The following is a 25,889-nucleotide window of genomic DNA, read 5'->3' on the forward strand; positions in this document are numbered from 1 at the left end:
TGCAATTCGTCATTCATTCGATATCTCGGCTGAACGTGCCCTACATGATTGGATGAGCCTATGATAAAATAGAAGGATGATAAGTTCTCCATTCCAACTTCAGAGGTGTCAGCGTGTCGAACTCCGTATGGCAATATCGCTCTATGAAGGCGTTCACGATTGTCGGTAGAATTGAGGCCTGGTCTTTTCTCATCTTGTTGGGCATTGCGATGCCGCTCAAGTATGGGATGGATGTCCCGGAAGCGGTCACCGTCGTAGGAGCGCTCCATGGCTTCCTGTTCGCGTTGTATCTAATCGTCATGGTCGGGGCGGCTATCGTTCATCGCTGGAGCATCGGGCGGGTCCTGATGGCTTTCGTTGCGGCGTTTCTTCCGTTCGGTCCGTTCATCGTCGACAAACGTATTCGCAAGTCGCTGGCCGCGGAAGCCGGGTAAACGGGAGGCACCCTGGAATCCCGGAACATTCCTTTCCGACCGCGAATCCGCCTTCGGCAGGCTCCTGTTGTCATTGCTTTCGAAACTGGGCCTATCGTATACTATCGGTAATTTTAGAAGAGAGACAGGTGTCGGGAGATGGAGATCAAGATTAAGGTCGACGATCTGAAAGGTCCGGAAATAGCGGCTCTGCTGGAGGAGCATATGCGCAGCATGTTCGAGCAGTCCCCGCCGGAGAGCGTCCACGCTCTCGACCTGGAGGGGCTTCGGAAGCCGGAGATCACGTTCTACAGCGCGTGGATCGACGGGGAGCTGGCGGGATGCGGGGCGATCAAGGAGCTGGATCCCGCGCACGGCGAGCTGAAATCCATGCGAACCGCGGCTGCTCATCTGCGCAAAGGGGTGGCGAGAGCGATCCTGGCCCATATTATCGGCGAGGCGGAGAAGCGCGGCTACACGCGGCTCAGCCTGGAGACGGGCTCGTTCGACTCGTTCGTTCCGGCGGTTCGCTTGTACGAGAGCTTCGGATTCGAGGAATGCGGTCCGTTCGCGGACTACTGGGACGACCCGAACAGCAAGTTCATGACGAAGGCATTGGCTTAAAGGTTATAGAGCGAAGGACACCGGTACCGCAGTCGGTGTCCTTCTTGGTCGTTAAGAAGGAGAAGGACTTCCCCGCCGAGTATATATTAGGCAAGGAATCATCCGATCGGGATCGTCGGATGGACAACGGCCCTAGGAGGCAAGGAGAAATCCCCGAATGCAGAAAGAACCAGGGTTAAGCGATATCGATAAGAGGGAAGAGGCTTACTTCTGCGGCCGAGAGAAGGAGCTTGCCGTTTACGAGCGGTTCCTCCTCGGACAGGATGAAGCGTATCATACGCCGACGGTTTGGTCCGTGTACGGGACCGGAGGCACCGGCAAGTCGACGCTGTTGGACGCGTTCCGGCGGATGTCCTATCGCAAGGGAGCGGCATACATCGCGATCGACGGACGCGACCTCGTTCGCACGCCGGACGGTTTCTGTCTCCATCTGCTGAGCCAGCTTCCCGCGCCGGAGCCGGCCGGCGGAACGGATACCGGGGCGGATCGCTGCCTCCGCCGCCTGAAGGAGATCGCGGAGAAAGGGCCGCTGACTCTGGCGATCGACAACTATGAAGAGCTGCTCGAGTTGGATCGCTGGCTTCGGGATCGGCTGTTTCAATGGCTGCCTTCCCGAGCGCTCGTGGTTGTCGCGAGCCGGAAGCCGCTCTCGGGAGCTTGGATGCAGTCGCCGGCCTGGCGAGAGAGGCTGAGGGGATTCTCGCTCGGTTCCCTGGATCGCGAGCAGTCGCACGTTTACCTCTCCCTATGCGGAATAGAGGACGTTCAAAGCCGCGAGATTCTGTGGGAGAAGACCAAGGGCCATCCCCTCGCGCTCTCCCTCGCGGCCTCCTCTCTATGGCTGGACGCTTCGTCCGAGGGAGAGAACGGGGACGAATGGATGGCGATGCTTGTCGAGCATTGGCTCCGAGAGGTGCCGACCGGAGAGCTCCGGCAATGGATCGAGGCGGCCTGCGCGTTAAGGTATTTCGACGCCGAGGCGCTCTCCTTCGTCACCGGAGGAAGGGAGCTCCCGCCCGAGGACTTCGCGCGGCTGTACGGGTTATCGTTCGTCCGCCGAACGGCAAGAGGCTGGACCGTTCACGATCTCATGCGCGAGGCGGTCGCCAAGGGGATGCGGGATCGAACGCCAAGCGGCTACAAGCGGTTGCTGGCCGGATGCGCGAATCTCTACATGAGACGGATTCTGGAAGCCTCCCGCTCTTCCGGCGCGGTATGGGACGTTCGTGAATGCTTCTATTACATCGGGGACGCGTCCATTCAGTGGATCGTGACTCCGGCCGAGAACGAGAGGTACTTCTGGGAGCCTCTAAGCCCGGGCAACGTCGCGGAAGCGGAACGCTATCTGCAGGATCGCGTGAGGCTGGGCGATTCTCCCGGAACCGGCGAGCCGCCTACGCTCGATATCGTCAGGATGGAGGACGTATCGCTGCGCGAATTGGTCGAGCTGGAAGGCGAACAGGGCCGGCTGCTTCGCAATCAAGACGGAAGGGCCGTCGGCTTGTCCGTCATCTACTCCGTAAACGCGGCCATGCTGCCTTATTTGGAGCGGGAACCGCTCGCGGCGATATACCTGAGAAGTCTGGACCGCGATGCCTACGAGCGGCTTAAGGAAGCCTCCCCCTCGCCGCACGCTTCTTTTATCCGGCTTATCGACATCGCCGAGCCTTACAATCCTCTACTGGCGATCAAGGGGATGGAGCTTATTTTCGAGCTGATGGTATCCAGCGGGTACATCGTGGCGGCGCCGCCTCCCGATCCGATGCTGGCCGATGTCCATTACAGCCTTGGATTTCGCGAGCTCCAAGGGGCGACGCATACGTATTACGACGGCGCGACTCCGACTCCGATGTACGTGCTCGATACGAGGGGGGAGAAGCTCCAGGCTCTATTCGAGAGCCTGTTGCGGCAGGCCGGTCTTCCCGTTCTTCGGGAGCCTGCGGAAGAGCAAGGCGACAGGACCGAGGCGAGAGACGACAAGCTCGCGGAGATGCTGGGCAAGCTGACGCAGCGGGAGCGGGAAGCGGTGGAGCTTGTCCTCGAAGGACTGTCGAACGCGGATATCGCGCGCAGGCTCTACGTATCGGAGGTCACGGTCAAGAAGCATCTTCGGTCCGCTTACCAGAAGCTTCAAGCCCGCAACCGCGCCGATTTGATGCGGCAGCTGCTCTGAATCCCCGTCGAAGGCACCTTCCCGAAGGTGTCTTTTTTTTGCAGACGACGATCGGCCTAAAACCCGGTATCCCTCAAAGTATCCCTGAGGATAATTTCGAGCCGCGGCGATATTCCCTATAGTGGAGAGCAGGGCCCGAACGATACTGCGAGGAGGATTTAGGATTCATGAAGCTGTCGCCTAGTTCGCCGTCCGAACGGCTGTCCGCTATCGATATTTTGAGAGGATTAGCGGTGTTCGGCATTTTTCTCGTCAACATTCTTTATATGAGCACGACTTCCGTATTCTACGAACGGAACGGCGTTGTCCCCGAGGGGGAGACCGAGCTTGACGGCAGCCTTAAGCATATGATCGAGCTGATCTTCTCTGGGAAAATGTACCCCGTTCTCGCGTTCCTGTTCGGAGCAGGCTTCTACTACCTCATGAGCCGCGCGGAGCGGAAGGGGGTCCGCGTCCGCCGGTTTTTCCTGAAACGCATGTCGATTCTGTTTCTTATCGGAGCGGCGCATATGCTTCTCTTCTATGGCGGAGACATTCTGCGGACTTACGCGATATTGGGCTGTCTGCTGCTGTTGTTCTACCGCCGAAGGGACAAGACGATTCTAACCTGGGCCGTTTCGATCCTGGCTCTGTTCTTGCTGTCGTTCTCCTTGTCGTTCCTGACGCCGGCATCCGACCTGGATGCAAGCCGCGAGGCTAATTATGCGATCGCGGAGCGGGAGGCGGCCGAAGCTACGGAAGCTTACCGATCCGGCCATTACGGCGAGTGGATGTCGTTCCATATCGACGAAGAGGTTCTGCCTGCCTTGGCGATGGAGCAGATTACGTACCCCGGCGTTTTCGGCATGATGCTTCTAGGGTTTTATTGCGGCCGAGTCGACTTGTTTAGCCGGGTGAAGGAGCTCGCCCCCCGGCTTCGGGCGATTCGCGATATCACGGGTTCCGCGAGCGTGTTGATTACGGGCTTGCTAGCGCTGATCCGCTTCGGCAATTGGGAGGCGGGAGCGTACGAAGCGGCAGTGACCCAATGGCTGATCTACGGCTGCGGGATTATCGTCAGCCTGTTCTACATGACGTCTCTGCTGCTGGCGCTTCAGCTGCCGTCCGTCCAGAAGCTGCTTGGTCCCTTCCGGCTCGTGGGCCGGATGACGCTGACGAACTACCTGCTTCAATCGGCGATCTCCATCGCGGTATTCGCCGGATTCGGCTTATTCGGAACGTTGGCGGTTTGGCAGGTGCTCGCGTATTGTTCGATCGTTATCGCCCTGGAGATTCTGTTCAGCGTCTGGTGGATGTCCCGCTTTGCTTACGGGCCGGCGGAATGGCTGTGGAGAAGATGGACCTACGGGAAGCTCGGCAACGACAAAGCCGCCGCGACCGCGTCGAAGGAAGTGAACGCATGACTCGGGAGAGGACCATCGGGAATCCGCTGATCGGCGATCGCGTGACCTTCCTCGTGACCGCCGCGGAGTCGGATCGGCAATACGAGCTTGTCGAGGTGGAGCTGAATCCGGGCGGAGGGAACGGCTTGCATTATCACACGAGCTTCGAAGAGGAATTCGAAGCGTTGGAGGGTCTCCTTTATATCGATTGCGATGGTCGGACGCATGTGCTGAAGCCGGGGGAGAAGCTTGTCGCGCCCAGGCGGTCGGTCCATCGGTTCTATAACCCGGGCCATGAAAAGATCCGCTTTAAGGTTCGGATCGTTCCGGCGCGGAGCTTCGAGCCGATGCTTCGGATCGCGTACGGGCTGACGAACGACGGAAGGACCAACGGGAAGGGCGTTCCGCGCAATCTCCTGGAGATGGCGGTTATTTTCCATTTGGGAGAGAGCTATCTTCCGAACCTTCCCTTCGTCGTCCAGAAAGGGTTATTCGCGCCCCTGCACGCCCTGGCCGTTTGGATTGGCGTAAAAAAGCGATTGCTCCGGCGATATGCCTGATCATGCAAGAAGCTGGCGAGGAGATTCCTCGCCAGCTTCTTGCTATGGCCTTAAGGGAGAATATTGCCCGCCGAGCGGAAGATGTCGTACCATTCCTCGCGGGTGAGCCGGATGTCGGCCGCCTTGCAGCAATCCTTCAGCCGCTCGACGTTCATCGTGCCGATCACCGGCTGCATGTTCGCGGGGTGGCGAAGCAGCCAGGCGACCGCGATCGTCGTGTTGCTGACCCCGTAGCGGGCGGCGATCTCGTCGATCTTCTCGTTCAGCTTCGGGAACTTCTCGTTGCCGAGGAACACTCCCTCGAAGAAGCCGTATTGAAACGGCGACCAAGGCTGGATGGTGATGTCGTGCAGCCGGCAGAAGTCGAGAATGCTGCCGTCGCGGTTCACCGCGGCCGCGTTCTCCATGTTGACGTTGAAGCCTTGGGAGATCATCGTGGCGTTCGTGATGCTGAGCTGGAGCTGATTGGCGACGATAGGCTGCTTCACGAACTTCTTCAACAGCTGAATCTGCATCGGATTCTGGTTCGAGACGCCGAAATGACGCACCTTGCCCGACCGCTCTAGCTGGTCGAACGCTTCCGCCACTTCCTCCGGCTCGACGAGCGTATCCGGGCGGTGCAGAAGCAGAACGTCCAGATAGTCGGTGTTCAGCCGCTTCAGAATGCCGTCCACCGAATTCAGGATGTGCTCCTTGGAGAAGTCGAACATGCCCTTGTCCGGGCGAATGCCGCACTTCGACTGGAGGATGACCTTCTCGCGCACGCTCGGGCTCATCTGGATGGCGTCGGCGAAAATCCTCTCGCATTCGCCCGCGCCGTAAATGTCCGCGTGCTCGAAGAAGTTCGCTCCTTCGTCCAAGGCGGTTTGGACGAAGCGTTCGGCCTGCTTCTTGTCCAGGGAATTCATTCTCATGCAGCCGACGGCGACGACGGGAACTTCAAGAGTGCTGGTGCCAAGCTTGATGGTTTTCATGACTTCATGGACCTCCGATCGGCTATGGAAGCGGATTCTGTACATTCCTATTGTTACATAGTAGAGAGACGGATTCAACGTAGAACGGACGAAAGCCACCGGGCTAAGCCGGTGGCTTGGGGAATCGATTATTCCGCCGATTCCATGCGGGCGATCTCCTTGCGCACGATAGGAGCGACCTTCGTGCCGAGCAGCTCGATGGCGCGCATGACCTCGCCATGCGGCATGGAGCCGACGTCGAGGTGCAGGAAGAAGCGCGTCAGACCCAGGTGCTTGCGCAGGTAGACGATCTTCTCCGCGACGAACTCCGGATCCCCGACGTACAGCGCTCCGCGAAGATCGCGCGAGGCGTCGTAGGAAGCCCGGCTCATCGGAGGCCAGCCCCGCTCGCGGCCGATTCCGTCCATCTGGGCTTTGTTGTACGGATAGAACGTGTCCGCCGCCTGCTGGGTCGTATCGGCGATGAAGCCGTGCGAGTGGGACGCGATCTGCAGCTTGCTCGGGTCGTGTCCGGCCTTCTCCGCCGCTCTCTTGTAGAGGGCGACGAGCGGGGCGAACCGCTCCGGCATTCCGCCGATGATCGCGAAGACGATCGGCAGGCCGAGCGTTCCCGCTCGAACGGCGGATTCCGGATTGCCGCCGCTCGCGATCCAGACCGGCAGCGGCTCTTGCACGGCGCGAGGATAGACGCCCAGGTTGACGATGGCGCGGCGGTGCTTGCTGCCCGGCCAGTTGACCTTCTCCGACTGGCGAATCTTCAGAAGAAGCTCGAGCTTCTCGTCGAACAGCTCGTCGTAATCGTTCAGATCGTATCCGAAGAGCGGGAACGATTCGATGAACGAGCCCCGTCCCGCCATGATCTCCGCCCGTCCGTCAGACAGCCCGTCGACGGTCGAGAACGCTTGGTAGACGCGCACCGGATCGTCGGACGACAGAACCGTGACCGCGCTGGACAGCCGGATCTTCTTCGTCAGCGGAGCGGCCGCCGCCAGAACGAGCTCGGGAGCGGACGCGGCATAATCGGGACGATGATGCTCCCCGATCGCGTAGACGTCGAGTCCGACCTGCTCGGCCAGCACGATCTCTTCGACGCCGCGGCGCAGCCTCTCCGCGTGATTGACTTTCTCTCCGGTGATCGGGTGCGGGGTCGCCTCCAGAAAAGTACTGATGCCTATCTCCATGACAGGTGATGCGGATGTATGTTCGCCCATCGGGGATCCCTCCTTTGTAATGAGCTCATTATACTATAAAAAATAATGTAACGCAATTAAATATAGTTGTTGTTATTTCTATCCATTGCTCCGCGGCCGGTTGCCTTGCGAGGGCTTGCCCGATGTCGGCTTCGAACCTGTCGACTGCGCCGGGTTACGCGGCTTGCCTTGCGGTTTCGCCGACGTTCTCGCCTGCGGCATGCCCCTCGTACGGCCCCCGGCCTGAGCGGCTTGCGGTCTCGGCTGCTTCGCGGCTTGCGCTTGCGCCGGAGCGGAAGGCGCCGTATTCGCCATCGGATACGGATGGTCCTCGACTCGCGGGATCTTCCGGTTGATCAGCTTCTCGATGTCCTTCAGATAAGCAAGCTCTTCGTAATCGCAGAAGGAGATCGCGACGCCGCTGAGACCGGCCCGGCCCGTCCGTCCGATACGGTGGACATAAGTCTCGGGAATGTTCGGCAGATTGAAGTTGATGACGTGGGAGAGCTCGTCGATATCGATCCCTCTCGCGGCGATGTCGGTGGCCACCAGCACGCGGGTCGCTCCGCTCTTGAAGTTGTTCAGCGCGTTCTGGCGGGAGTTCTGGGACTTGTCCCCGTGAATGGCTTGGGCGGTCACCTTCGCCTTGTTCAGGCCGCGCGCGATGCGATCGGCTCCGTGCTTCGTGCGGGCGAAGACGATGGCGGAAGCGATGGAGCGGTCCTCCAGGAGCAGGTTGAGCAGCTTCTGCTTGTTCTCCTTGTCCACCAGGTAGACGGACTGCTCGATGCGCTCCGCCGTCGAAGAGACGGGAGTGATCTCCACCTTCGCGGGATCGTTCAGCAGGGAATCGACCAGGCTCGTAATCTCCGGCGGCATCGTGGCGGAGAAGAACAGGGTCTGCCGCGAGGAAGGGAGCTTGGCGATGATTCGTTTCATGTCATGGATAAAGCCCATGTCCAGCATGCGGTCGGCCTCGTCGAGCACGAGAATCTGAACCTGCTTCAGGCTGACGAGGCCTTGGTTCAGAAGGTCGATCAGCCGGCCGGGCGTCGCGATCAGAATGTCCGATCCGCGCTCTAGCGCCTGCTCCTGCGCCTTCTGGGATACGCCTCCGACGATGACGGTGCTCCGCAGCTTGGTGAATTGCCCGTACGCGCGGATATTGTCGTCGATCTGGATGGCAAGCTCGCGCGTCGGAGTTAGGATAAGAGCCCGAATGGGACGCTTCGCGGCGCCCGGGGGCTGCTCCTGAAGCCGTTGGAGAATAGGCAGGGCGAATGCCGCCGTCTTGCCGGTGCCCGTCTGCGCGCAGCCGAACAGGTCTCGGCCGGCCAGCACGGCGGGAATGGCCTGCTCCTGGATCGGAGTGGGTTCCGTATAGCCTTCTTTGGCCAATGCTTTAAGAATAGGGGGGATCAGCTTCAAGTCTTGAAAATTCATACGTTCTCCTTATCTAGGCAGATGTGCCGTTACTCCACTTTACCACAACTTCCTCATCGTCTCCGATTTATTGTTCATCAACCTTGATTTATCTATGATTCCGGTCATGACAAAGAAGCCGGCTTCTCATCCCGAGAGCGAGGGGAGAGGTCGGAACTCCGTTTATTCAAACGGCTTATTGGCGCTTAACGGAAGGAAGAAGATCGGGGCTCCGCCGCGGCGGGCCGACGTTCCCGCGGAGCCAGCAGACTGCTTGTGATCAGCCATTGGGCCGCGTAATACGTAAGCATGATCAGCGGACCGGAGTAGCGCACCTCCGAGACGAACATATTCCAGGAGAGAATCGAGTCGGACGCAAGGAACAACAGAGAACCGGCGATGGCGTACCGGTTGCCGTTCATGATCGCCGCGACGCTCATGAAGAAGATCGCCGCCACGTACAGTAGAACGGGGGCGATCAGGTCCTTCTCGTCCGAGTCGAGAAGGGCTCGAACCAGCCGCGACGCGATATAGACCGCATAGGCGAGAAGAGGCGCGAGCGCGAGCAGCTTCGCGCGGGTGATCCGCCTTCGATGAAGAAAGCAGCCGATATAGAACAAATGGCCGATCAGGAAGGCGGACAATCCGACCGTAAACCAGCGGAGGGTGCCGTCTCCGATCATGCAGAAGAATAAGCCGAGCAGCAGCAGCTTGCGCTCGCGGCGTTCCCGCGCGGGCGCGAGCAAGCAAGCGTAGCCGATGATGAGAGCCATCGGAATCAGCTTGAAGAGCAGCTTGACCGGCTCCGGATCGGATGGAATCGCGAAGATGTAGAGAAGTCCCGTCGCGGGGATGAGGACGGGCAGAGCCCTTCGGATCATCGATTGGGACATGGTTGAACGGCCTCCAACGGGCCTAGCGGGCCCATACGTCCTGGTATTGCTCCACTCTCTGGAACTGCGCCTTGGCGAACGGGCAGAGCGGGACGATGCGGACGCCTTCCTCCCGGGCCAGCTCGACGACCTTCCGGACAAGCTCCTGGCCGATTCCTTGGCCGCGAAGCCGGTCCGACACCAGGGTGTGCAGAATGACGATCGTGCCGTCGCTTCGGCGGGAGAATTCGATCTCCGCGTCCCGATCGTCGGGATTGTCTCCCAAGTAAAATCCGTTCGCGCTTTGCTGATATTCGCTCAACTCATTCCACCTCTTTTCGTTCGTATCGGAGCGCTCCGCTAGGGCAGCGGTCGACGAGTTCGGCGATCCGTTCGGCGGATTCGGCATCCGCCAGCACCCAGGGCCGCCTGCGAACGTCGAACACCCGGGGCAAGCCCCGCACGCAGGTGCCGGAGTGGGCGCACAGCTCCGCGGCGAAGAGGACGTCGATCTCCTTGCCTGCGTAACGCTTGAAATCCGCGCTCATTCCGCCAATCCCCCTCTGTCTCTTTTCCCTTTTTTACCCTGATTAATCAATTCGCTCTTCAGGCTTGTTTTCCTTTCTTGTATTCATATTATTGCCAATGACGAAATTTGTCGTATTCTAGTAGTAAAGTCTTGTATACCGGGAGGTTGGGCGATGATGGCTCGGACAGGGAGGGCGAGGCCGCTCGCGATGGCGGTCGTTATCTTGTTTGTTCTCGCGCTGACGGGAGCTGATTCCGTTCATGCGGACGCCGCGGACGTCCGCATTCAAGCTTGGCAGATCCAGTGGATCGATGCCGACCGCGCTTCCGAGAACGCCCCGTCGCCGAGCGCCGGCTGGCTGCCGAGCGGTTCGTCCGATCCGCAGGTCGACCTTCCGGACGGGGCCGTCGGCATGTGGGTGCGCCTCTCTGTTCCTCCTACGGAGCAATGGACGAGACCCGCCCTGTTCATAGACCGGTTGTACGAGATGCAAATCTCCGTCTACGAGGAGGGAGAGCTGATTCATGAAGATAGCCGGACGTACCGGTTCGAACGAAACAAGCTTCTCGTTCCGCTGAACGCCTCCTCCGAAGAGGGCGTCATTGACATAAAGATAATATCCGGCTTGAGAAGCGGGATCGCCGGCGAGGTCCGGATCGGCGAATTCGGCGAGCTCAGCGAGCGATTCGTCAGGCAGGAGACCCTCGATATGGCGCTGGGAATTCCGATCGCGTCCATCGGTCTCCTTATGCTGGTTTGTTCGGGTTTTCTCATCCGGCGCCAACGGGGCTCCTGGATATCGCTCTGTCTCGTCGCGCTGTCGACGGGAATGCTGATTCTCAGCTACAACCCCTTGCCGTACATCTACTTCGAGAAAATCGGGCCCGCGATGCTGTTCCTGTTCGACATCTGGATGATCGTGCTTTTCCCGGCGCTGCATTACTACGTCAATTCCGTTTTTGAGGGGAGATATAAGCTCTTTACGGTATATGGACGGGTTTTCTTTGGGTACTCGGTTTTCTGTTTCTTGATCCTGCTGGCCTACAAACTAATCGGGGAGTCCTTCTTCTCCGTCTACGAGCTGCTCACCGTGCCCGTGCTTGGCGCCTTTATTCTCGTCCAGATGATGCTGATCCTCGCGTTGTCCATTCGGAACGCTCTTCGGGGCAACGTGAATTCCATCCTCCTGTCGGCGGGATTTCTCCTGCTGGCCTTGTCGGCCATAGCGGATCTCGTGCTGTATTACACTCAAGAAACCCCGTACGTGTTCGTCCTGTGGAAGTTGGGCGTAGCGGCCATGCTGATCGCGCTGATCGTCATCCTGGCCCGGCAGATCTCGGAGAATTATACCCGGGTCGTCTCTTATTCCAAGAAACTGGAGCTTTACCATCTTAAGATGCAGGGAACGGAGAAAATGAAGGTCGTCAGCGATCTGGCCGCTTCCGTCGCCCATGAGGTTCGCAATCCGATGCAGGTGACGCGGGGGTTCCTGCAGTTTCTGTCCCGCAAGTCGGGCAAGGATAACGAGGATCACTTCGCCTTGGCGATTCAGGAGCTGGACCGCGCGGCCGGCATCATCAACGATTTTCTCGCCTTCGCCAAGCCGGAGCCGGAAACGGTCGTTCCTCTCGACTTAACCGAAGAACTGAAGAGAGTCGAGTCGATGATGAGTCCGCTGGCCGCGCTGAACGGCGGAGAAATCCGGTTAAGCGCTCCGGACAGGCTCTTTATCAGAGGGAATTCCTCGAAGCTGGCGCAGGCTCTCATCAACATCGTGAAGAACAGCATCGAAGCGATCGAAGGGGAAGGGGTCATCCGGATCGAAGCCCGCGCGGAGAAGGGGACGGCGGTCGTCTCGATCGCGGACGACGGCGTCGGGATGGACGAGTCGCAGCTGGGCAAGCTGGGCGAAGCTTTCTATTCGACGAAGCCCGAAGGGACGGGGCTGGGGCTAATGGCCACCTGCCGGATCGTCGAGTTGATGAAGGGCCGGCTCGAGTTCCGCAGCGCCGTAGGGGAGGGGTTCGAAGCGATACTTCGGTTCCCTCTTCTGGAAGAGGAAGCTTCTCCGTTGCCGTTTCCGCAAGCCCGCTAGTCCGCTAGCCCATTAGCCGCAAACCTGCAAGCCCACTAGCCTCCGCTCAAGTTCGCCAGCAAGCCGGACAGCCGATCCCCGCGCAGGAGACGATTCACTTCTTCATCGATGCCGTCGGCCGCCCTTCGCAGCTCTTCCGCCATCGATCGTTGGAAGGCTAGGAGACTTGGGGGGCACTCCGGGATCGAGGAGAGCCGGGCCCCGTGATCTTCCGCCAGCTCGGCCAGCTTGCCGAGAGCGCCGCGGTGGTAGAGCGCGCGATTCACCGCCTTCTCGTCCGGGACTCGTCCGTCCGGCTCGCCAAGCAGCTCCCGGACCAGCGTCAGGAAGGCGTTCCCGTCCGGCTCCGCCAGGTCTTCCCGCCAATCCGCGTAATCGTCCGAGAGCTGCAGCGTGGCCAGGGTCAAATCGACGGCTTCGTCCATGGCGGACAGACGGTCCGGCCGACCGGCTTCGAGAAGCAAAGCGGCCGCGCAAAGCTTGATCGGGGCGGCCTTCCCGGCCAGCGCCCGGAAGTCGCGCGGATCCGCTGCCGAGTCCGCTTCCCGGGCCATCGCGGCCGCCCATTGCTTCATGTATTCGCTCAGGCGGTCCCAGGCCGGGGACGAAGCCGGGAACCTTCCGAGATACTTCCGGTAGAACAGCCCGTGCAGCAGCTGGCCCAGCGGGAGCAGCCGGCGACGATCCGCGGAGCTCCATCCCGCATCCCCGTCTATCGCGTCGTCGAGCACGAAGAAGTGCAGCATGGCGAACAAGTTGCCGATCGCCAGCTCCCGGCACAGCTCGATCGGCGCGCGCACGTTCTCTCCTACCCAATAAGGCAGAAGATAGCTGATCCGGTTCGCTCTCCCCCCGTTAATAAGAGGGTTGCTTCGTCCCAGCAGCCTCAAGGCCAGTTCGCCGAATTCCGCCGGAAGCGTCCGGAGCTCGTCCTCCGCGGCGGCAAACGCGATCTCCAATTCCTCTCGCCATCCTTCGTCCAAATTCAACGACGCTCCTTCTCTTTACTCGGACTTTAAATATTGCTTAGGCGTCTTGCCGTAGAACCTCTTGAACAGGCGGATGAAGTAACTGGTCTCCATGCCGAGCCGCTGCGCCGTCTGCTCGACGGTAATGCCGGGCTGCTCCCGGAACAGCTGAATGGACCGGCGCATCCGAAGCTGCAGCAGGTATTGATTCGGGCTAACCCCGTAATGGCGAACGAACAATCGATGAAAATGCTGGGGAGAATAGCCGGCGGCCCTGGCGATGTTCGAGACGACGAGACGGTCCTGGTAGTGATCGTGGATGAAGCGGACGGCCGTCCGAAGGGCGTCGCTCGCCGCTTCCTGCGGATAAATCTTCTTCTTCGGGCTTCGGACCGCCGTCCGGTCTTTCATAACGGACAATAGCAGCCCGTAGAGCTGCTGGGACGACTCCCAATAGGCCTGCTCCCCGTTCTGGCTGATGCCGTGCCAGACGGCTTCGAGCTGGCGCCAGAGGCCGGGAAAGTCGACCGCGGCGAAGGGAGTCCGGGAGAAGGGGGAGAGCGGCTCCAGGATCGCCCGGGCGGCGGGCCCGTCGAAGCCGATGAAGCCGAGATCCCATCCCTCCGTCCCGTCGCTGGGGAAGTACTCGTGAGGAATGCCCGCGGGAAGGAGGAGAACCGTGCCCGGCGTCATGGAGAACGCCGGGCTTCCCTCCAGCCGAACCGTTCCGCTTCCGCTGCGGGAGAGGAAGAGCTGGTGGCAGGGGTAGCCGAGAGGCCGATCGATCCTTTGCTGTTCATGGCTGCCGACGATGCAGACGTACAGAGGGAGCCGCTGCTCCATGGCGGCGAATTCGGCGAGCAGGAAGGGCATCATCCGCGGCGTTCCTCCATGTTCGAAATGTCCGATTTTCTGAGTCGATTATGCTATGAGTATAAGCAACAACTCCATTAAGATCAAAGGTAAATAAGCGAATAAGACGACTATTTGATCAAAGGAGAGACGAACAGGATGAACAAGAGATTTCCGCCGATCAGCCCGAAGCTTCCCGTCATGATGCACGGCGCCGATTACAACCCCGACCAGTGGCAGCACGATCCCAAGGTGCTCGAAGAAGATATCCGGCTGATGAAGCTGGCCGGCTGCAACGTCATGTCCGTCGGCATCTTCGCGTGGGCGGCGCTGGAACCGGAAGAGGGAGTATTCGCGTTCGAATGGCTGGACCGCCTTCTCGATTCCTTTGCCAAGAACGGGATCTACGCTTGGCTCGCGACGCCGAGCGGAGCGCGGCCGGCCTGGATGTCGGCGAAGTACCCGGAGGTGCTGCGCGTCGAGGCGAACCGCGTTCGCAACCTGCACGGGATGAGGCACAATCATTGCTATTCGTCGCCGGTCTACCGGGAGAAGACGGCGATCCTGAACGCGAAGCTGGCCGAGAGGTACGCGAATCACCCGGCCGTCGTCGGCTGGCACATCTCCAACGAATTCGGAGGGGACTGCCACTGCGATTATTGCCAGGCCGAGTTCCGCAAGTGGCTTCAGGCGAAGTACGTCACCCTGGACGCGCTGAATTCGGCGTGGTGGGCGGCGTTCTGGGCGCACACGTACACGGATTGGGCGCAGATCGAGTCCCCGGCTCCGCACGGCGAATCGATGGTTCACGCGCACAACCTCGACTGGCGGCGCTTCGTGACGGACCGGACCGTCGACTTCTGCCGGCATGAGATCGAGGCCGTCCGGGGAGCGGGCCCCGAGCTTCCGGCGACGACGAACATGCACATGATCGAGGGGCTCGATTACCGCCGGTTCGCGGACATTCTGGACGTCGTCTCTTGGGACAGCTACCCGACCTGGCACGAGGCCGAGGACGACAGTCAGCTCGCGGCGTACGTCTCGTTCTATCACGACCTGTTCCGTTCGCTGAAGAAGAAGCCGTTCCTGCTCATGGAGAGCACGCCGAGCCTGACGAACTGGCAGTCGGTGAGCAAGCTGAAGCGTCCCGGCATGCACAAGCTCTCCTCCCTGCAGGCCGTAGCCCACGGCTCCGATTCCGTCCAATACTTCCAATGGCGCAAAAGCCGGGGCTCGAGCGAGAAGTTCCACGGGGCGGTCGTCGATCACGTCGGCCACGAGCATACTCGCGTATTCGCGGACGTCGCCGAGCTGGGCCGAACGCTGGCGGGCTTGACCGAGGTCGTCGGAACCCCGACTCCGGCGGAGACCGCGATCCTGTTCGATTGGGACAATCGCTGGGCCGTCAAGGACGCCCAAGGCCCGCGCAACATGGGGCTTGGCTACGAGCGAACGGTCTACGCGCATCATCGCGCGTTGTGGGAACACGGAGTTCCGACGGACGTGATCGGCTCGGAGGACGATTTCTCCGGCTACAAGCTGATCGTCGCTCCGATGCTGTACCTGTGCCGGGAAGAGACCGGCCGGAAGCTGGAGCGGTTCGTGGAAGCGGGCGGAACGCTCGTGTCGACGTACTGGTCGGGCGTCGTCGACGAGAACGATCTTTGCCATCTGGGGGGCTTCCCGGGGCCGCTCCGCCGGACTCTGGGAATCTGGGCGGAGGAGATCGAGGGCTTGTACGACCATGACCGCAACGGGGTACGGCTTGCGGGCGGAGACGAGCTCGGGTTGGAGGGGACCTACGAGGCCCATGAGCTGTGCGAGCTGATTCACGCGGAGAGCGCCGAGGTTCTGGGCGTCTATACGGACGATTTCTACGCCGGACGTCCGGCCTTGACCCGCAACCGACTCGGCCGCGGCCAGGCGTATTACATGGCGACGCGCTTGAAGGACGACTTCCTGGGCGCGTTCTACCGGAAGGTCGCGGGAACGGCGGGGGTGCGACGGGCTCTGGAGGCCGATCTGCCCGTCGGAGTGACTGCGCAAATCCGCACCGACGGAGATTCCGACTACGTCTTCGTCATGAACTTCAGCGGAGAAGCTCGCTCGGTACCGCTGGACGGACGCCCGTACGTCGACCTGGAATCGTCGGAGGCGGCGGGGGATCGAATCGAGCTTCCGGCGGGCGGCGTCCGGGTATTGAAACGGAGTTCTAAATAGGGTACTGCAACGTAAAAGCACCTAGTCGATCTCTTGCCATCGGCAAGAAATCGGAATAGGTGCCTTTTCGTTAAGCCAACTGAATCGCCAGATGGGGAGTTCCCCCGCTGGCATCGACGAACAAGACATAGTTCGATCCGTTCGTTCCCTTCAGAACGAGGCCGGGCTGGTTCGGAAATCCCGGATTGTAATAGCGAACCTGCTGAGTGGCGGGGACCGAGGCGGGGAGCGTCGGCAGATTGGCGATAAGCATCCGTACTGCGGCTTGGATGCTTCCGAGCGTATTGATGCTTTGATTGACCTGCAAGCTTCCGACGACCGTTTGATTTCCGTTCACTTGGAAATTGAGGAAAATCGTCTGGCTGCCGTTCACCTGCAGGCTCCCGAAGATCGTCTCGCTCCCGTTCACTTGAAGGTCTCCGAATATCGTCTGGTTTCCGTTCAGTTGAATGTCCGAGGCGACGGTCACGTCTCCGTTAACCTGCATATCGCCGTTCAACGTCATGTTGCCGTTTATTTCGACTTGATCGAATGTGGGCAGAACGATCACCTTCCCTTTGCGCTTGTCTTCTACCAGTATATGTGGACGAAGCTTGTCGGACATGGTATCCCCACACAATTTCAATAGGAACGGCCATAGATGGACAAGAATCTATCGGGGTACATTGGTCTTTTTCCCTACAAACAAACGATGGTCGAATGCATATAGTAGCTTAGTCCATCGTAATCGGCGAGAGGTAAGGAGAAAGGGGATGGCGACGCATGAAAAAAGCGGCCAAGACGAAGGCGACGGCCGTACAGTCTCCTAACCGATGGCTCGCCAACCAAATGAGAAGGTCGCTCGCCGAGAAGCTCGATCCGGCTCTTGGAGCGATGGCGGATTATCAGAAAAGCTTGCACCGGGGCATCCAGGAGAGCCTTCATCTTCTGAGCGATCTTAAGGCGAGGACGGAGCGCAGCAAGAAAACGCTGAAGCAGTTGACAGTGCTTATTGTCGAAGGGACGGCCCGGGAAAAGAACGCCGTCTCTGCGCTCTTGTTGGAGGAGTCCTTGCGCCATATCGTGCGCGAAGTGATCGTTGCCAAGCCTGAGGCTAATTTATCGAATTACGTATTCGATCCAAGTCTGGATCTTGTGCTCGTGCTCGGAGGAGAGGAACTGCCGTCGGAGGAGAACTTGGCCGCTCTGCGGAACTCGTCCGTCGTCAAAGCCGCCTGGCTGTCGGATCGGGAAGGAGCGGCCGAGACCGAGCTCCGCCTGGTTCAAACGGTGAACCATGTGTTCACGCAGAACGAGGAGAACTTGCCCGTTTACCGCGAGCTGGGCTGCGTGAACTGCCGATGCTTGCCCTTCGCGGCGGATACCGGGATCTATTATCCGAAGCAAGTGGATAGATGCTTCAGCTCCAACGTCCTGCTCGTGGGAAGCGTTAATCGGAACGCTTTGCTAGGCGAGCTGCTCCGTTCGCCCGCTTTGGCGAATCTGCAGGTTCGGGTGATCGGCGAAGGCTGGGACAACCTTGGCGGGCCAATCTCCCCCGGAGCGGAGGAGGAAGCGGCGGACTATTACAACGGAGCCAAGCTTATCGTCAACGGGAGCTTCTCCCTTCACAGGGCGCACGAGATTTCCGCGTGCGGAGTGCTGCAGCTCTACCAAGAGCCGCCCGATCGCGGAGTCGGTCTGGAATCGGAAACGCATTGGCTCCCCTACCGCACTCTCTCCGAAGCGGAGGGGCTGATCACGCGCTACATGATGCAGGCGGACGAGAGGAGGCTGCTGGCGACCCGCGCTTTGATGGCTAACAAGTACCACCATTCTTTTTTGCAGAAAGGGCAAGAGCTGCTGGGAACCATCTTCGCGTAGCGGATTGTCGTATCGATTAAGGGAGGAGCCGGATTTGAAAATCATCGCCTTTCTGCTTCCCCAGTTCCATCGCATCGAAGAGAACGACCGTTGGTGGGGCGAGGGATTCACGGAATGGACGAACGTGAGGCGAGCCGTTCCGCTGTATCGAGGCCATAAGCAGCCGCGGGTTCCTTGGAACGAGAACTATTACGACCTGACGGACCCGGACGCTCGGTCGAAGCAGGCCAGCCTGGCCGAAGAGTATGGCATCTACGGCTTCTGCTATTACCACTATTGGTTCGAGGGCAAGCAGCTTCTGGAGAAGCCTCTCCGGGAGGTGCTGGAGAGCGGGGAGCCGGACTTCCCGTTCTGTCTATCGTGGGCGAACGAGCCGTGGACGAGAAGATGGGACGGGATGGAATCGGAGATCCTGATGCCGCAGCGTTACGGCGACCAAGACGACTGGACCCGGCATTTCGAGTATTTGCTGGAGGCGTTCCGGGATCGGCGGTACATTCGGGTCGACGGGAAGCCGCTGCTGCTCATCTATCGTCCGGGCCATATTCCCCAATGCGAAGAAATGCTCCTTCATTGGCGAAAGCTCGCCGTTAGGCACGGATTGAGCGGCCTTCATCTCGTTCGCACGCTGGGAGGCTTCGATACGGGAACCCGAAGCGGCTTCGACGCCAGCATGGAATTCGAGCCTCATTACACGTTCGCGCACGGAATGCTGCAGTCGTGCTGGGGCGAATTGACCGTCGGCGGGCAGCCGCACTTGACGGTGGACTACGACCGCATCTGGACCTCCATTCTGCAGAGGACGCCGCACCGGGACGGTGAACCCGTCTATCCGGGCGCCTTCGTGAATTGGGACAATACTCCGCGCAAGGGAGCGGAAGGGCAGAGCACGATCGGAATGACTCTGAGGAAGTTCGAGGATTATTTGACCCGGCAATTGGAGAAGGCGAGGAGAGAATACCGAAGCGAGTTCGTATTCCTAAACGCGTGGAACGAATGGGCGGAGGGCGCATATTTGGAGCCGGACCGGGAGCAGGAATTCGGTCGTCTTGAAGCGGTCAGGCGTGCATTGCGGTGCGGCATGTAGTTATCCCGTCGTCCCATAGAGTAAGGCCATCCCGTCCGCCGCAACCGGCGAATGAGGATGGCCTTTTTCGTCTAGAATACCTTGCCGTCAAGCAACCGAATCGCCCGGGCGAGCTCCGCCAGCTCTTCGTCGGAGATGCCGCGGATTCTCTCGAGGAACCGGGCTTCCACTTTCCGGAAGGCCTCGGCCATCCTCGCTTGTCCTTCGGGGGATAGGCGGATGTACTGCTTGCGCTTGTCCTCGGAATCCGAGAACTTCTCGCACAGTCCCTTCTCGCCCAGCTTCCGCAGCTCGCGGCTCGTATTCGGCAAGGACATGTGCTGGCAGTCGCTCATCTCGCTGATCGTCACGGGCTCGTCCCGATGAGCGAACAAGTATTCCAGGATGCCGTATTGAACCGGAGTGATTCCCTCGATCCGGATATCCTTCGTGAAGTCGTGCTTCGTCTCGAGCACCGATGCGGTAAAAGCGATGAAATCGCGGAACAACTCGCTGCGGTCCATTACAATCGTCACCTCTACACCCAAAGATAACAAACTCATTATCATAATACAATTATCAATTGACAATTAAATGGAGGGGTGATACTATCTCGTTATCAAATGACAACTAACGAGGTGGCATTCATGAACACGTTGGTCGTTTACGCGCATCCGAACCGCGAAAGCTTGAGCTACGCTTTTCTCCAACGGGTCCTTAAGGGAATCCAAGATCACTCGGCTCCGATGGAAGTTCAGGTGCTCGACCTGTACGAGGACGAATTCGATCCACGCTTGGTGTTCAACAAGGAGAAGCGAAGGCGGGACATGCACGCGGATCCGGAGCTGGCCCGTTACCGCGAGCAGCTGCTGTGGGCGGATCGGATCGTTATGGTTTATCCGATCTGGTGGGGAAGGCCGCCCGCGATTCTGCTCGGCTACATCGACCGGATGTTCGCTTCCGGCTTCGCTTACCGGGACAACGGGAAGCTGCTTCCGGAAGGCCTGCTCAAGGGCAAGTCGGTCGTGTGCGTCTCGACGATGAAGGGGCCGGCCAAGTATACGCTGTTCTGGCTTCATGACGCGCATAAGGTTCTGATGAAGAAGGCTCTGTTCCGTTACGTGGGCATCCGGAAGGTGAAGTTCTTCGAATTCGGCAGCATGGAGAGCCCGAAGGGGAGACACGAATCGAAGCTGAGGAAGGTGTATCGGTATTTTCGTACGGCTAACGCCTAAGGGGAGGCAAAAGAAGCTGCCGGGAGGGATCTTTATGCTATAATTGGAATAAGAATGCATCTGAATGAGAGGTAGAGGAGACCCGCCCGGGGCGATTCTCCTTGATGGATATATGGAGATTTTAGAGAAGGAAATCACGACCAAAAGATGTCCCAGATGCGGGAACGAGAAGCCTCTTGCCGAGTTTCGGAGCCGCAGCGGGCGCCGCGGAGGACGCCGAGCCAGGCGCGGCACTTGCCATAGCTGCCGTCTTCAGGCGAAGCGGGAGGCGGAGCTTCCGGAGCATCAGGAGCTTCCGTCTGCGGAACCGCTCGCTGCAACCGGTCCCGCCGCCGCTCCCGAGCCCGCCGCGGAAGCGCCGATCGCGGGAGCCGGAACGGCCGACGCGCAGCACCCGGCCCCGAAGAAAAGACGCAGGCGAAGACGGAGCAAGAAGAGCGCTCCTCCTTCGCCTGCGTCCATAGCCGCTCCCGCGCCGACGGCGCTTCCCCGCAAGAGGCCCCCGGCGCGGGCGGACGCCTCGTCCCGGGCGCTCGGCGCGGCCGACCTGCGGCCGACGCGGCAAGGATTCATCCGCATGCGCGGCAAGACGGATAACGGCCGCAAGTGGTACCAGGAGGTCGACCCGGAGCTGGCGGCAACGCTCGTTCGCGAGCACGCCGCCGTGGTCGTCAACCGGAACACGATCCGCCGGATCTACAGCAACAAGGAGTTCCGCAAGCTCATCCTTACCCGCGACAACTATACCTGCCGCTTCTGCGGGGAATACGGCGACACGATCGATCATCTGCTGCCGCGGGCCAAGGGAGGCCATACGACTCCGGTCAACTGCGTCTGCGCCTGCAACGCCTGCAACCAGTCGAAGGCCGACCGGGACGTCGACGAGTTCATCGTGCGGGGCCGCCCTCGGGAACCGGACGAGTAACCGTGGCGGACCGGGGAGCGTCGCCCGACGAGCAATGAAGCTCGCCGTGGTTCAACTGCGAATTCTCGACCTGGATGGTCGAGTGGCTTAAGCGGAAGCGCTCCTTAAGCATCGTCACCGCTTGTTGAAGAATGTCCTGATGATTCCGGTCGTCCGCGATCAAGAGGTGGCAGCTGAGCGAGTTCAATTCGGACGTAATCGTCCAGATATGAAGGTCGTGGACGTCGAGAACGCCTTCGATGCGGCCGAGCGCTTCCTTCACTTCTCCGGAGTCGATCGACTCCGGAGTCCCCTCCAGCAGGATATGGAACGTGCTGCGAAGAACCCCCCAGGCTCCCTTTAAGATCAGAAGCGCCACGATAATACTGATAACCGGATCGGCCCAGTACCAGGAGAACAAGGACATCAGAATGCCCGCGGCGATCGCTCCGACGGACCCCAGCGCATCCCCGAGGACATGGAGGTAGGCGCTCTTCATGTTGATATTGTCCTTCACGTCGCCCTGGCGCATGAGGAACCAAGCGCTCATTAGGTTGGCCAAGAGCCCGATAACCGCGATAATCGTCATGGCGCCGCTGGCGACTTCGGGAGGATCGGCGAACCTCTGGCAGGCCTCCCATACGATGATGCCGGCAATGACGAACAAGGCGGCGCCGTTGACGAGGGCGGCCATGATCTCGAAGCGGCGAAGGCCGAAGGAGAGGCGCGGCGTGGACGGACGGCGCGAGAGCCCGAACGCGATGAGACTCAACAAGAGCGCGGCCGTATCGCTCAGCATATGGCCGGAATCCGAGAGCAGCGCCAAGCTATCCGTGATTAGACCGCCGATGAATTCGAGCAGCATGATGCCGCCCGTGATCACGAGGGCGATCAGCAGTCCTTTCCTATTGTTGGGCGCGTGCGAATGGCCGTGATGGCCGTGTCCATGGTGATGATGGCCGTGATGGCTATGGCCGGAATGGGAATGGTTGTGACCTTGCTGTCCGTGCTCAAGGTGTCCGTGCTCATGATCTCCGTGATCGTGGCCGTGACCGTCATGATCATGTCGATGACCGGAATGTTTAGGACTGTCGAGATCATGCATCGATAGATCATTCCCGGACGAATTCGTTGCCGAACGGTTCATGCTGCTTCCTCCAATCAAACATATGAATATATGCTCATATGTTTATTTTACCCTCGCTTGCCTTAAGTAGCAAGCATGAATTGCCGAAGATCGTTCGATAACCGTCCCATAGCCAGTATATCCATCGCCGTCGAAGCAGGCCTCTATTCGACCGAGACAAAAAAATCCCCGAAATCCCGCGTTTCCGGGATTTCGGGGCAAATGTCGGTGCGACGCTAAAAGCTAGAACTTAGCGCGCGGGTTGAGCGGCAGGAGCCGCCGGGGCCGCGCCCAGAGCGGGGGTCACCTCCTTCTTGTTGTACTTCCAGAAGTGGAGACCGAGCACGATAGCCATGCAGACGACGGCGTACAGAGCCAGCTTGAGCAGCAATTCTCCCGTTCCGCCTCCTCCGAAGAGGAAGTTGAAGTCCAGATGAACCGGGTAATACATCACGGTCCACTGGCTCAGGAACTTGAAGAACGGATACATCATTTCCGGAGCCATGACCGCGCCGTTCGCGATCGTCATGGTCAGCATGATCGGAATATTGACGATGGATCCCATCTGTCCGAACACCAAGTACAGGATCGACATGAACTCGATGGAAGCGATCGCCTCCAGGGAATGCGACAGCCACGCGCCGAAGAAGGAAGAGGCGGAATGCCCCTGAATCAGGAAATAGATGGCCAGGCCCGCAAGAGGAGCGACGATCGAGACGACGAGGTTGGCTCCTTGCAGGGCGAAGAACGACTGCCACTTGCCCATCTTGCGTTTAAGCGCATGGAATCCGTTCAAGGAGATCATCGTAAACATCATCGCGCCGGTATAAATGGACATCGGAAGGAACATCGGCGCCATTTGATTGTGCATGCCCGCCGGTACCGGGTTCGACAGGACCATGTTGGCGGCGATCTTGGACGGAACGCCGGCGGCCAGCGCCGCTGCTTCTTCTTCGCCGACGTTAAGCTGCTGCAGCGTGCCCTGAACCGTTTGGACGGCGAACTGGGCATTGAGCGCGCTCGTCACTTGGGTGACGACGGATTGCATCGTCGTCGCCGCGGTGGACGGGTTGGATTGATTGATGAAGAAATTCAAATTGACCTGTTCGCCCGGGTTGCTTACCTTCTCCGAGAAGTCCTCCGGAACTTGAATGATCATGTGGATCTCCCGGTTCTCCAGATCTTCTTTCGCTTGCTCCAGAGAGGAGTGAGTATCCAGCTTAAACGGCAGCTGCCGGCTTAATCCCTTGGCGATCTCGGCTCCCGTCTCTCCCTTGTCGTTATTCAGTAGCGCGACGGTCATGGCGGGAATGTTCTTGGGAATGGCCGTATAGCCCGGCAGGAAGACAAGCAGCATCAACGATTGGAAGAAGAGGAACATCACGAAGCCGGTGATGAACGCTTTGTTTTTCAATAACATAAGCACGTTTTTCATAATTCAGGCACCTCATCTCTCTAGGTTATTCGGTCGCGAAGACGCCGGCGGGCGCGGCTTCTTGCGTCTTGGCCGTCTTCCGCCAGTAGATGATCGCGTTGATCAAGATCGCGGCCGCGGCAATGATGATAAGTCCGAGAATGTGCTCGCCCGCCTTGCCTCCGCCGAACATGAGGCTCATGTCCGTTTGCGCGCTGTAGAACATGACGGAGATGTAGCTAAGGAATCGATAGAAGTCGGGCATGACGGCCTGAGGCATCATGACGCCGCTCGTGATGGATTGAACCAGGATAAAGAACAATGAAACCAGCATCCCCGCTTGACCCAGCAGGAAGAAGAAGATGCCCATGAACTCGATGGCGGCGAACATCTCCAGGGCGTGCAAGCCCCACATCTTGAAGAAGGTCTCGAAGCCGTAGCCGTGGAAGCCGAAGGCGATCGACAGCCCCACGACCGGGGCGAAGACGGAGACGATGGCGCTGACCCCATGGAAAGCGCCGAAGGCGCGCCACTTGCCCAAGGTCGGGACAAGGCTCTTCGCCGCGCCCGTGCCCAGCATGGCGAAGATCATCGCGCCGACGACGGACACCATGGACAGGAACATCGGGGCCACCTGGTTCTGCATGCCGGCCGGAATCGGATTCGTGAGATCGACTTCCGCGGCCAGCTTCGCAGCGATCCCGGCGGCCAGAGCTTTGGCCTGCTCCTCGGGCATGTTATGGGCGGCGAAGAGCTTCTCCGCGTTCTGCGCGGCGAACTGCTGATTCAGCGTCGCCGTCAGCTGCGTCGCGACCTGCTGCATCGAAGAAGAGACCATCGCCGGGTTCGACTGGTTGATGAAGAAGTCGAGAGGAGCTTGCTCGCCCTCCGCCTGAAGCTTCTCGGTGAAGTTCTCCGGAATATGAACGATCATATGGAGATCGCGGTTGTCCAGCTCTTCCTGGGCGTTAGCGAGGTTCGCGTCCGTGATGAGCTTGAACGGAAGCTGCGCGGCCAAGCTGTCGGCAATCTCCTTGCCGTACTGTTCGTCCTCGTTCACGATGGCGACGCTGAGCTTGTTCAAATTGTCCGTCATCGCTCCGTAGCCGCTCATGTAAATGGTGATAAAGACGATCTGGTAGAAGACCGCCATGAAAATTCCGCCGATGACCATTTTCTGCTTCAACAAAGTCAATACGCTTTTCATTTTGTACTCCTCCCTCATGGGATATGCCCAAACTAGAATACTCTAATTAAAGTAATATGTTTTGAAGAATAACTCCGTAAGCTCTTACATGTCAACCGGGAAGTTTAGCCCAGAGGGCGCCGAAAACAGCAAAAGACGCCCGGATAGGGCGCCTTCAAGGAATTCGTTCATGGAATTGTCATTTTTTCCTGCCGTCCGCGGGGCTTTCCGTGATCGGAATCATAGACGGCGGGCAGGGAACGTCGACGCTAGGATGGGATGGATTTGGTGCGGTTCAGCACCTTCTCCAGCCATTCCAGGTCCGTCTTGGCCCTATTCATGGCGTGCTCCTGCAGGATCTTGGCGTTCAAGACGATCGGATGCTCGGAGGAGTCCGGCGGAACGTCGTTCCAAATCCTCTCGAATCGCTGGATCTTCTGGTTCACGGCCGCGATGCAGTCCTCCAGCATTCCGATCACCCGTTCGCGGCTCACGTGATGGATGAATAGAATGCAGGGGTAGAGATCGCTGACCTCCTTGAAGCTTCGGAAGTTCTTATAAATCATCTCGACGAGAGCTTCCCGGCCGAGCTCGGTAATTCCGTACAGCGTTCTCTCCGGCCTGTTCTCTTCCCGCGAGACCATGATTCTCTCGATATACTTCTGCTTCGTCAGAGCTTCGAAATGGTAATATAACGTCCCGTCGGAGATGCGGACCTCGGGAGCAAGGCTTTCCCGCTTGAACATCTTCTTAATGTCGTAGGGATGACGGTGTCCCTCGCAAAGGATACCTAGGATGAAAATTTGCAGCGACATGCGATG

25 protein-coding genes are annotated in these 25,889 nt (G+C 59.3%); 11 read left to right on the forward strand and 14 right to left on the reverse strand.

The window, feature by feature from the left end:
• Positions 1-143 precede the first annotated feature (143 nt).
• The 5 genes from H7B67_RS09285 (at position 144) to H7B67_RS09305 (ending at position 5,152) form a co-directional block, all read left to right on the forward strand.
• Positions 144-434: a DUF3817 domain-containing protein gene (locus H7B67_RS09285; protein WP_185119666.1), complete on the forward strand. Its 291-nt coding sequence runs from the start codon at positions 144-146 to the stop codon at positions 432-434.
• A gap of 144 nt (positions 435-578) precedes the next feature.
• Positions 579-1,037: a GNAT family N-acetyltransferase gene (locus H7B67_RS09290; protein ID WP_185119667.1), complete on the forward strand. Its 459-nt coding sequence runs from the start codon at positions 579-581 to the stop codon at positions 1,035-1,037.
• 157 nt (positions 1,038-1,194) lie between these two features.
• Complete coding sequence (locus H7B67_RS30650) at positions 1,195-3,210, forward strand: helix-turn-helix domain-containing protein (RefSeq protein WP_209649150.1); 2,016 nt, start codon at positions 1,195-1,197, stop codon at positions 3,208-3,210.
• A 167-nt stretch (positions 3,211-3,377) separates the two neighbouring features.
• Positions 3,378-4,613 carry a DUF418 domain-containing protein gene (locus tag H7B67_RS09300; RefSeq protein ID WP_185119525.1) on the forward strand — a complete coding sequence of 412 codons (1,236 nt, stop codon included), beginning with the start codon at positions 3,378-3,380 and terminating at the stop codon, positions 4,611-4,613.
• The gene (locus H7B67_RS09305; protein ID WP_185119526.1) at positions 4,610-5,152 is read left to right on the forward strand and encodes a cupin domain-containing protein; all 543 of its coding nucleotides are present in this window, start codon (positions 4,610-4,612) and stop codon (positions 5,150-5,152) included. Before H7B67_RS09300 ends, H7B67_RS09305 begins: the two co-directional genes overlap by 4 nt.
• Positions 5,153-5,202: 50 nt before the next feature.
• Here the strand turns inward: H7B67_RS09305 and H7B67_RS09310 are convergent, their stop codons facing one another.
• The 6 genes from H7B67_RS09310 to H7B67_RS09335 all read right to left on the reverse strand — a co-directional run bounded on the left by H7B67_RS09310 (position 5,203) and on the right by H7B67_RS09335 (position 10,158).
• On the reverse strand, positions 5,203-6,126 hold the full coding sequence (locus H7B67_RS09310; protein ID WP_185119527.1) for an aldo/keto reductase: 924 nt from the start codon (positions 6,124-6,126) through the stop codon (positions 5,203-5,205).
• A gap of 128 nt (positions 6,127-6,254) precedes the next feature.
• Positions 6,255-7,337 carry an LLM class flavin-dependent oxidoreductase gene (locus tag H7B67_RS09315; protein WP_245363171.1) on the reverse strand — a complete coding sequence of 361 codons (1,083 nt, stop codon included), beginning with the start codon at positions 7,335-7,337 and terminating at the stop codon, positions 6,255-6,257.
• A 78-nt stretch (positions 7,338-7,415) separates the two neighbouring features.
• Positions 7,416-8,759: a DEAD/DEAH box helicase gene (locus H7B67_RS09320; RefSeq protein ID WP_185119528.1), complete on the reverse strand. Its 1,344-nt coding sequence runs from the start codon at positions 8,757-8,759 to the stop codon at positions 7,416-7,418.
• Positions 8,760-8,944: 185 nt separating this feature from the next.
• Positions 8,945-9,631: a lysoplasmalogenase gene (locus tag H7B67_RS09325; protein WP_245363169.1), complete on the reverse strand. Its 687-nt coding sequence runs from the start codon at positions 9,629-9,631 to the stop codon at positions 8,945-8,947.
• 22 nt (positions 9,632-9,653) lie between these two features.
• A complete protein-coding gene (locus H7B67_RS09330; protein WP_245363167.1) occupies positions 9,654-9,932 on the reverse strand; it encodes a GNAT family N-acetyltransferase in 279 nt (92 codons plus the stop codon).
• Position 9,933: 1 nt separating this feature from the next.
• A complete protein-coding gene (locus H7B67_RS09335) occupies positions 9,934-10,158 on the reverse strand; it encodes a (4Fe-4S)-binding protein (RefSeq protein WP_185119530.1) in 225 nt (74 codons plus the stop codon).
• 153 nt (positions 10,159-10,311) lie between these two features.
• Here H7B67_RS09335 and H7B67_RS09340 point away from each other — a divergent pair, with 153 nt between their 5' ends.
• Positions 10,312-12,234 (forward strand): sensor histidine kinase, encoded by a 1,923-nt coding sequence (locus H7B67_RS09340; RefSeq protein WP_185119531.1) that lies wholly within the window; start codon positions 10,312-10,314, stop codon positions 12,232-12,234.
• A 35-nt stretch (positions 12,235-12,269) separates the two neighbouring features.
• Here H7B67_RS09340 and H7B67_RS09345 read toward each other — a convergent pair whose 3' ends face one another.
• Positions 12,270-13,223, reverse strand: coding sequence for a hypothetical protein (locus tag H7B67_RS09345; RefSeq protein ID WP_185119532.1), 954 nt, complete (start codon positions 13,221-13,223; stop codon positions 12,270-12,272).
• Between the two features lie 15 nt (positions 13,224-13,238).
• Complete coding sequence (locus H7B67_RS09350) at positions 13,239-14,078, reverse strand: AraC family transcriptional regulator (protein WP_185119533.1); 840 nt, start codon at positions 14,076-14,078, stop codon at positions 13,239-13,241.
• Positions 14,079-14,213: 135 nt separating this feature from the next.
• On the opposite strand from H7B67_RS09350, the gene H7B67_RS09355 reads away from it, so the two are divergent.
• Positions 14,214-16,274 carry a beta-galactosidase gene (locus tag H7B67_RS09355; RefSeq protein ID WP_185119534.1) on the forward strand — a complete coding sequence of 687 codons (2,061 nt, stop codon included), beginning with the start codon at positions 14,214-14,216 and terminating at the stop codon, positions 16,272-16,274.
• A 70-nt stretch (positions 16,275-16,344) separates the two neighbouring features.
• Here H7B67_RS09355 and H7B67_RS09360 read toward each other — a convergent pair whose 3' ends face one another.
• Positions 16,345-16,878 carry a hypothetical protein gene (locus H7B67_RS09360; protein ID WP_245363165.1) on the reverse strand — a complete coding sequence of 178 codons (534 nt, stop codon included), beginning with the start codon at positions 16,876-16,878 and terminating at the stop codon, positions 16,345-16,347.
• Between the two features lie 158 nt (positions 16,879-17,036).
• Here H7B67_RS09360 and H7B67_RS09365 point away from each other — a divergent pair, with 158 nt between their 5' ends.
• On the forward strand, positions 17,037-18,137 hold the full coding sequence (locus H7B67_RS09365; RefSeq protein ID WP_185119535.1) for a glycosyltransferase family protein: 1,101 nt from the start codon (positions 17,037-17,039) through the stop codon (positions 18,135-18,137).
• Between the two features lie 34 nt (positions 18,138-18,171).
• Positions 18,172-19,224: a glycosyltransferase WbsX family protein gene (locus H7B67_RS09370; RefSeq protein ID WP_185119536.1), complete on the forward strand. Its 1,053-nt coding sequence runs from the start codon at positions 18,172-18,174 to the stop codon at positions 19,222-19,224.
• Positions 19,225-19,295: 71 nt separating this feature from the next.
• Here the strand turns inward: H7B67_RS09370 and H7B67_RS09375 are convergent, their stop codons facing one another.
• Complete coding sequence (locus H7B67_RS09375) at positions 19,296-19,727, reverse strand: MarR family winged helix-turn-helix transcriptional regulator (protein ID WP_185119537.1); 432 nt, start codon at positions 19,725-19,727, stop codon at positions 19,296-19,298.
• A gap of 123 nt (positions 19,728-19,850) precedes the next feature.
• Between H7B67_RS09375 and H7B67_RS09380 the strand changes: the two genes are divergently transcribed.
• Positions 19,851-20,438 carry an NAD(P)H-dependent oxidoreductase gene (locus H7B67_RS09380; RefSeq protein WP_185119538.1) on the forward strand — a complete coding sequence of 196 codons (588 nt, stop codon included), beginning with the start codon at positions 19,851-19,853 and terminating at the stop codon, positions 20,436-20,438.
• Between the two features lie 64 nt (positions 20,439-20,502).
• Positions 20,503-21,363, forward strand: a complete 861-nt coding sequence (locus tag H7B67_RS30810) for an HNH endonuclease (protein WP_245363162.1) — start codon at positions 20,503-20,505, stop codon at positions 21,361-21,363.
• On the opposite strand, the gene H7B67_RS09390 is transcribed toward H7B67_RS30810, so the two are convergent.
• From H7B67_RS09390 to H7B67_RS09405, 4 genes are all read right to left on the reverse strand, one after another.
• On the reverse strand, positions 21,326-22,489 hold the full coding sequence (locus tag H7B67_RS09390; protein WP_245363160.1) for a cation diffusion facilitator family transporter: 1,164 nt from the start codon (positions 22,487-22,489) through the stop codon (positions 21,326-21,328). The genes H7B67_RS30810 and H7B67_RS09390 overlap by 38 nt on opposite strands.
• A gap of 229 nt (positions 22,490-22,718) precedes the next feature.
• Complete coding sequence (locus tag H7B67_RS09395) at positions 22,719-23,903, reverse strand: YhgE/Pip domain-containing protein (protein ID WP_185119539.1); 1,185 nt, start codon at positions 23,901-23,903, stop codon at positions 22,719-22,721.
• Between the two features lie 25 nt (positions 23,904-23,928).
• Positions 23,929-25,089, reverse strand: coding sequence for a YhgE/Pip domain-containing protein (locus H7B67_RS09400; protein WP_185119540.1), 1,161 nt, complete (start codon positions 25,087-25,089; stop codon positions 23,929-23,931).
• 248 nt (positions 25,090-25,337) lie between these two features.
• Entirely contained in the window at positions 25,338-25,883 is a 546-nt protein-coding gene (locus H7B67_RS09405; protein ID WP_185119541.1) for a PadR family transcriptional regulator, read from the reverse strand.
• Between the last annotated feature and the right edge of the window lie 6 nt (positions 25,884-25,889).

It is taken from the genome of Cohnella thailandensis, from assembly GCF_014212135.1.
In the GTDB taxonomy this organism is placed as follows: domain Bacteria; phylum Bacillota; class Bacilli; order Paenibacillales; family Paenibacillaceae; genus Cohnella; species Cohnella thailandensis.

What these genes read in the sequence shown, in the direction of transcription:
- H7B67_RS09335 (WP_185119530.1), bottom strand. Translation starts at nt 10,158, where the DNA reads ATGAGCGCGGATTTCAAGCGTTACGCAGGCAAGGAGATCGACGTCCTC.
- H7B67_RS09350 (WP_185119533.1), bottom strand. Translation starts at nt 14,078, where the DNA reads ATGATGCCCTTCCTGCTCGCCGAATTCGCCGCCATGGAGCAGCGGCTC.
- H7B67_RS30810 (WP_245363162.1), top strand. Translation starts at nt 20,503, where the DNA reads ATGAGAGGTAGAGGAGACCCGCCCGGGGCGATTCTCCTTGATGGATAT.
- H7B67_RS09305 (WP_185119526.1), top strand. Translation starts at nt 4,610, where the DNA reads ATGACTCGGGAGAGGACCATCGGGAATCCGCTGATCGGCGATCGCGTG.
- H7B67_RS09405 (WP_185119541.1), bottom strand. Translation starts at nt 25,883, where the DNA reads ATGTCGCTGCAAATTTTCATCCTAGGTATCCTTTGCGAGGGACACCGT.
- H7B67_RS09300 (WP_185119525.1), top strand. Translation starts at nt 3,378, where the DNA reads ATGAAGCTGTCGCCTAGTTCGCCGTCCGAACGGCTGTCCGCTATCGAT.
- H7B67_RS09400 (WP_185119540.1), bottom strand. Translation starts at nt 25,089, where the DNA reads ATGAAAAGCGTATTGACTTTGTTGAAGCAGAAAATGGTCATCGGCGGA.
- H7B67_RS09360 (WP_245363165.1), bottom strand. Translation starts at nt 16,878, where the DNA reads ATGTCCGACAAGCTTCGTCCACATATACTGGTAGAAGACAAGCGCAAA.
- H7B67_RS09380 (WP_185119538.1), top strand. Translation starts at nt 19,851, where the DNA reads ATGAACACGTTGGTCGTTTACGCGCATCCGAACCGCGAAAGCTTGAGC.
- H7B67_RS09355 (WP_185119534.1), top strand. Translation starts at nt 14,214, where the DNA reads ATGAACAAGAGATTTCCGCCGATCAGCCCGAAGCTTCCCGTCATGATG.
- H7B67_RS09325 (WP_245363169.1), bottom strand. Translation starts at nt 9,631, where the DNA reads ATGTCCCAATCGATGATCCGAAGGGCTCTGCCCGTCCTCATCCCCGCG.
- H7B67_RS30650 (WP_209649150.1), top strand. Translation starts at nt 1,195, where the DNA reads ATGCAGAAAGAACCAGGGTTAAGCGATATCGATAAGAGGGAAGAGGCT.
- H7B67_RS09285 (WP_185119666.1), top strand. Translation starts at nt 144, where the DNA reads ATGAAGGCGTTCACGATTGTCGGTAGAATTGAGGCCTGGTCTTTTCTC.
- H7B67_RS09365 (WP_185119535.1), top strand. Translation starts at nt 17,037, where the DNA reads ATGAAAAAAGCGGCCAAGACGAAGGCGACGGCCGTACAGTCTCCTAAC.
- H7B67_RS09320 (WP_185119528.1), bottom strand. Translation starts at nt 8,759, where the DNA reads ATGAATTTTCAAGACTTGAAGCTGATCCCCCCTATTCTTAAAGCATTG.
- H7B67_RS09315 (WP_245363171.1), bottom strand. Translation starts at nt 7,337, where the DNA reads ATGGGCGAACATACATCCGCATCACCTGTCATGGAGATAGGCATCAGT.
- H7B67_RS09375 (WP_185119537.1), bottom strand. Translation starts at nt 19,727, where the DNA reads ATGGACCGCAGCGAGTTGTTCCGCGATTTCATCGCTTTTACCGCATCG.
- H7B67_RS09395 (WP_185119539.1), bottom strand. Translation starts at nt 23,903, where the DNA reads ATGAAAAACGTGCTTATGTTATTGAAAAACAAAGCGTTCATCACCGGC.
- H7B67_RS09310 (WP_185119527.1), bottom strand. Translation starts at nt 6,126, where the DNA reads ATGAAAACCATCAAGCTTGGCACCAGCACTCTTGAAGTTCCCGTCGTC.
- H7B67_RS09340 (WP_185119531.1), top strand. Translation starts at nt 10,312, where the DNA reads ATGATGGCTCGGACAGGGAGGGCGAGGCCGCTCGCGATGGCGGTCGTT.
- H7B67_RS09390 (WP_245363160.1), bottom strand. Translation starts at nt 22,489, where the DNA reads ATGAACCGTTCGGCAACGAATTCGTCCGGGAATGATCTATCGATGCAT.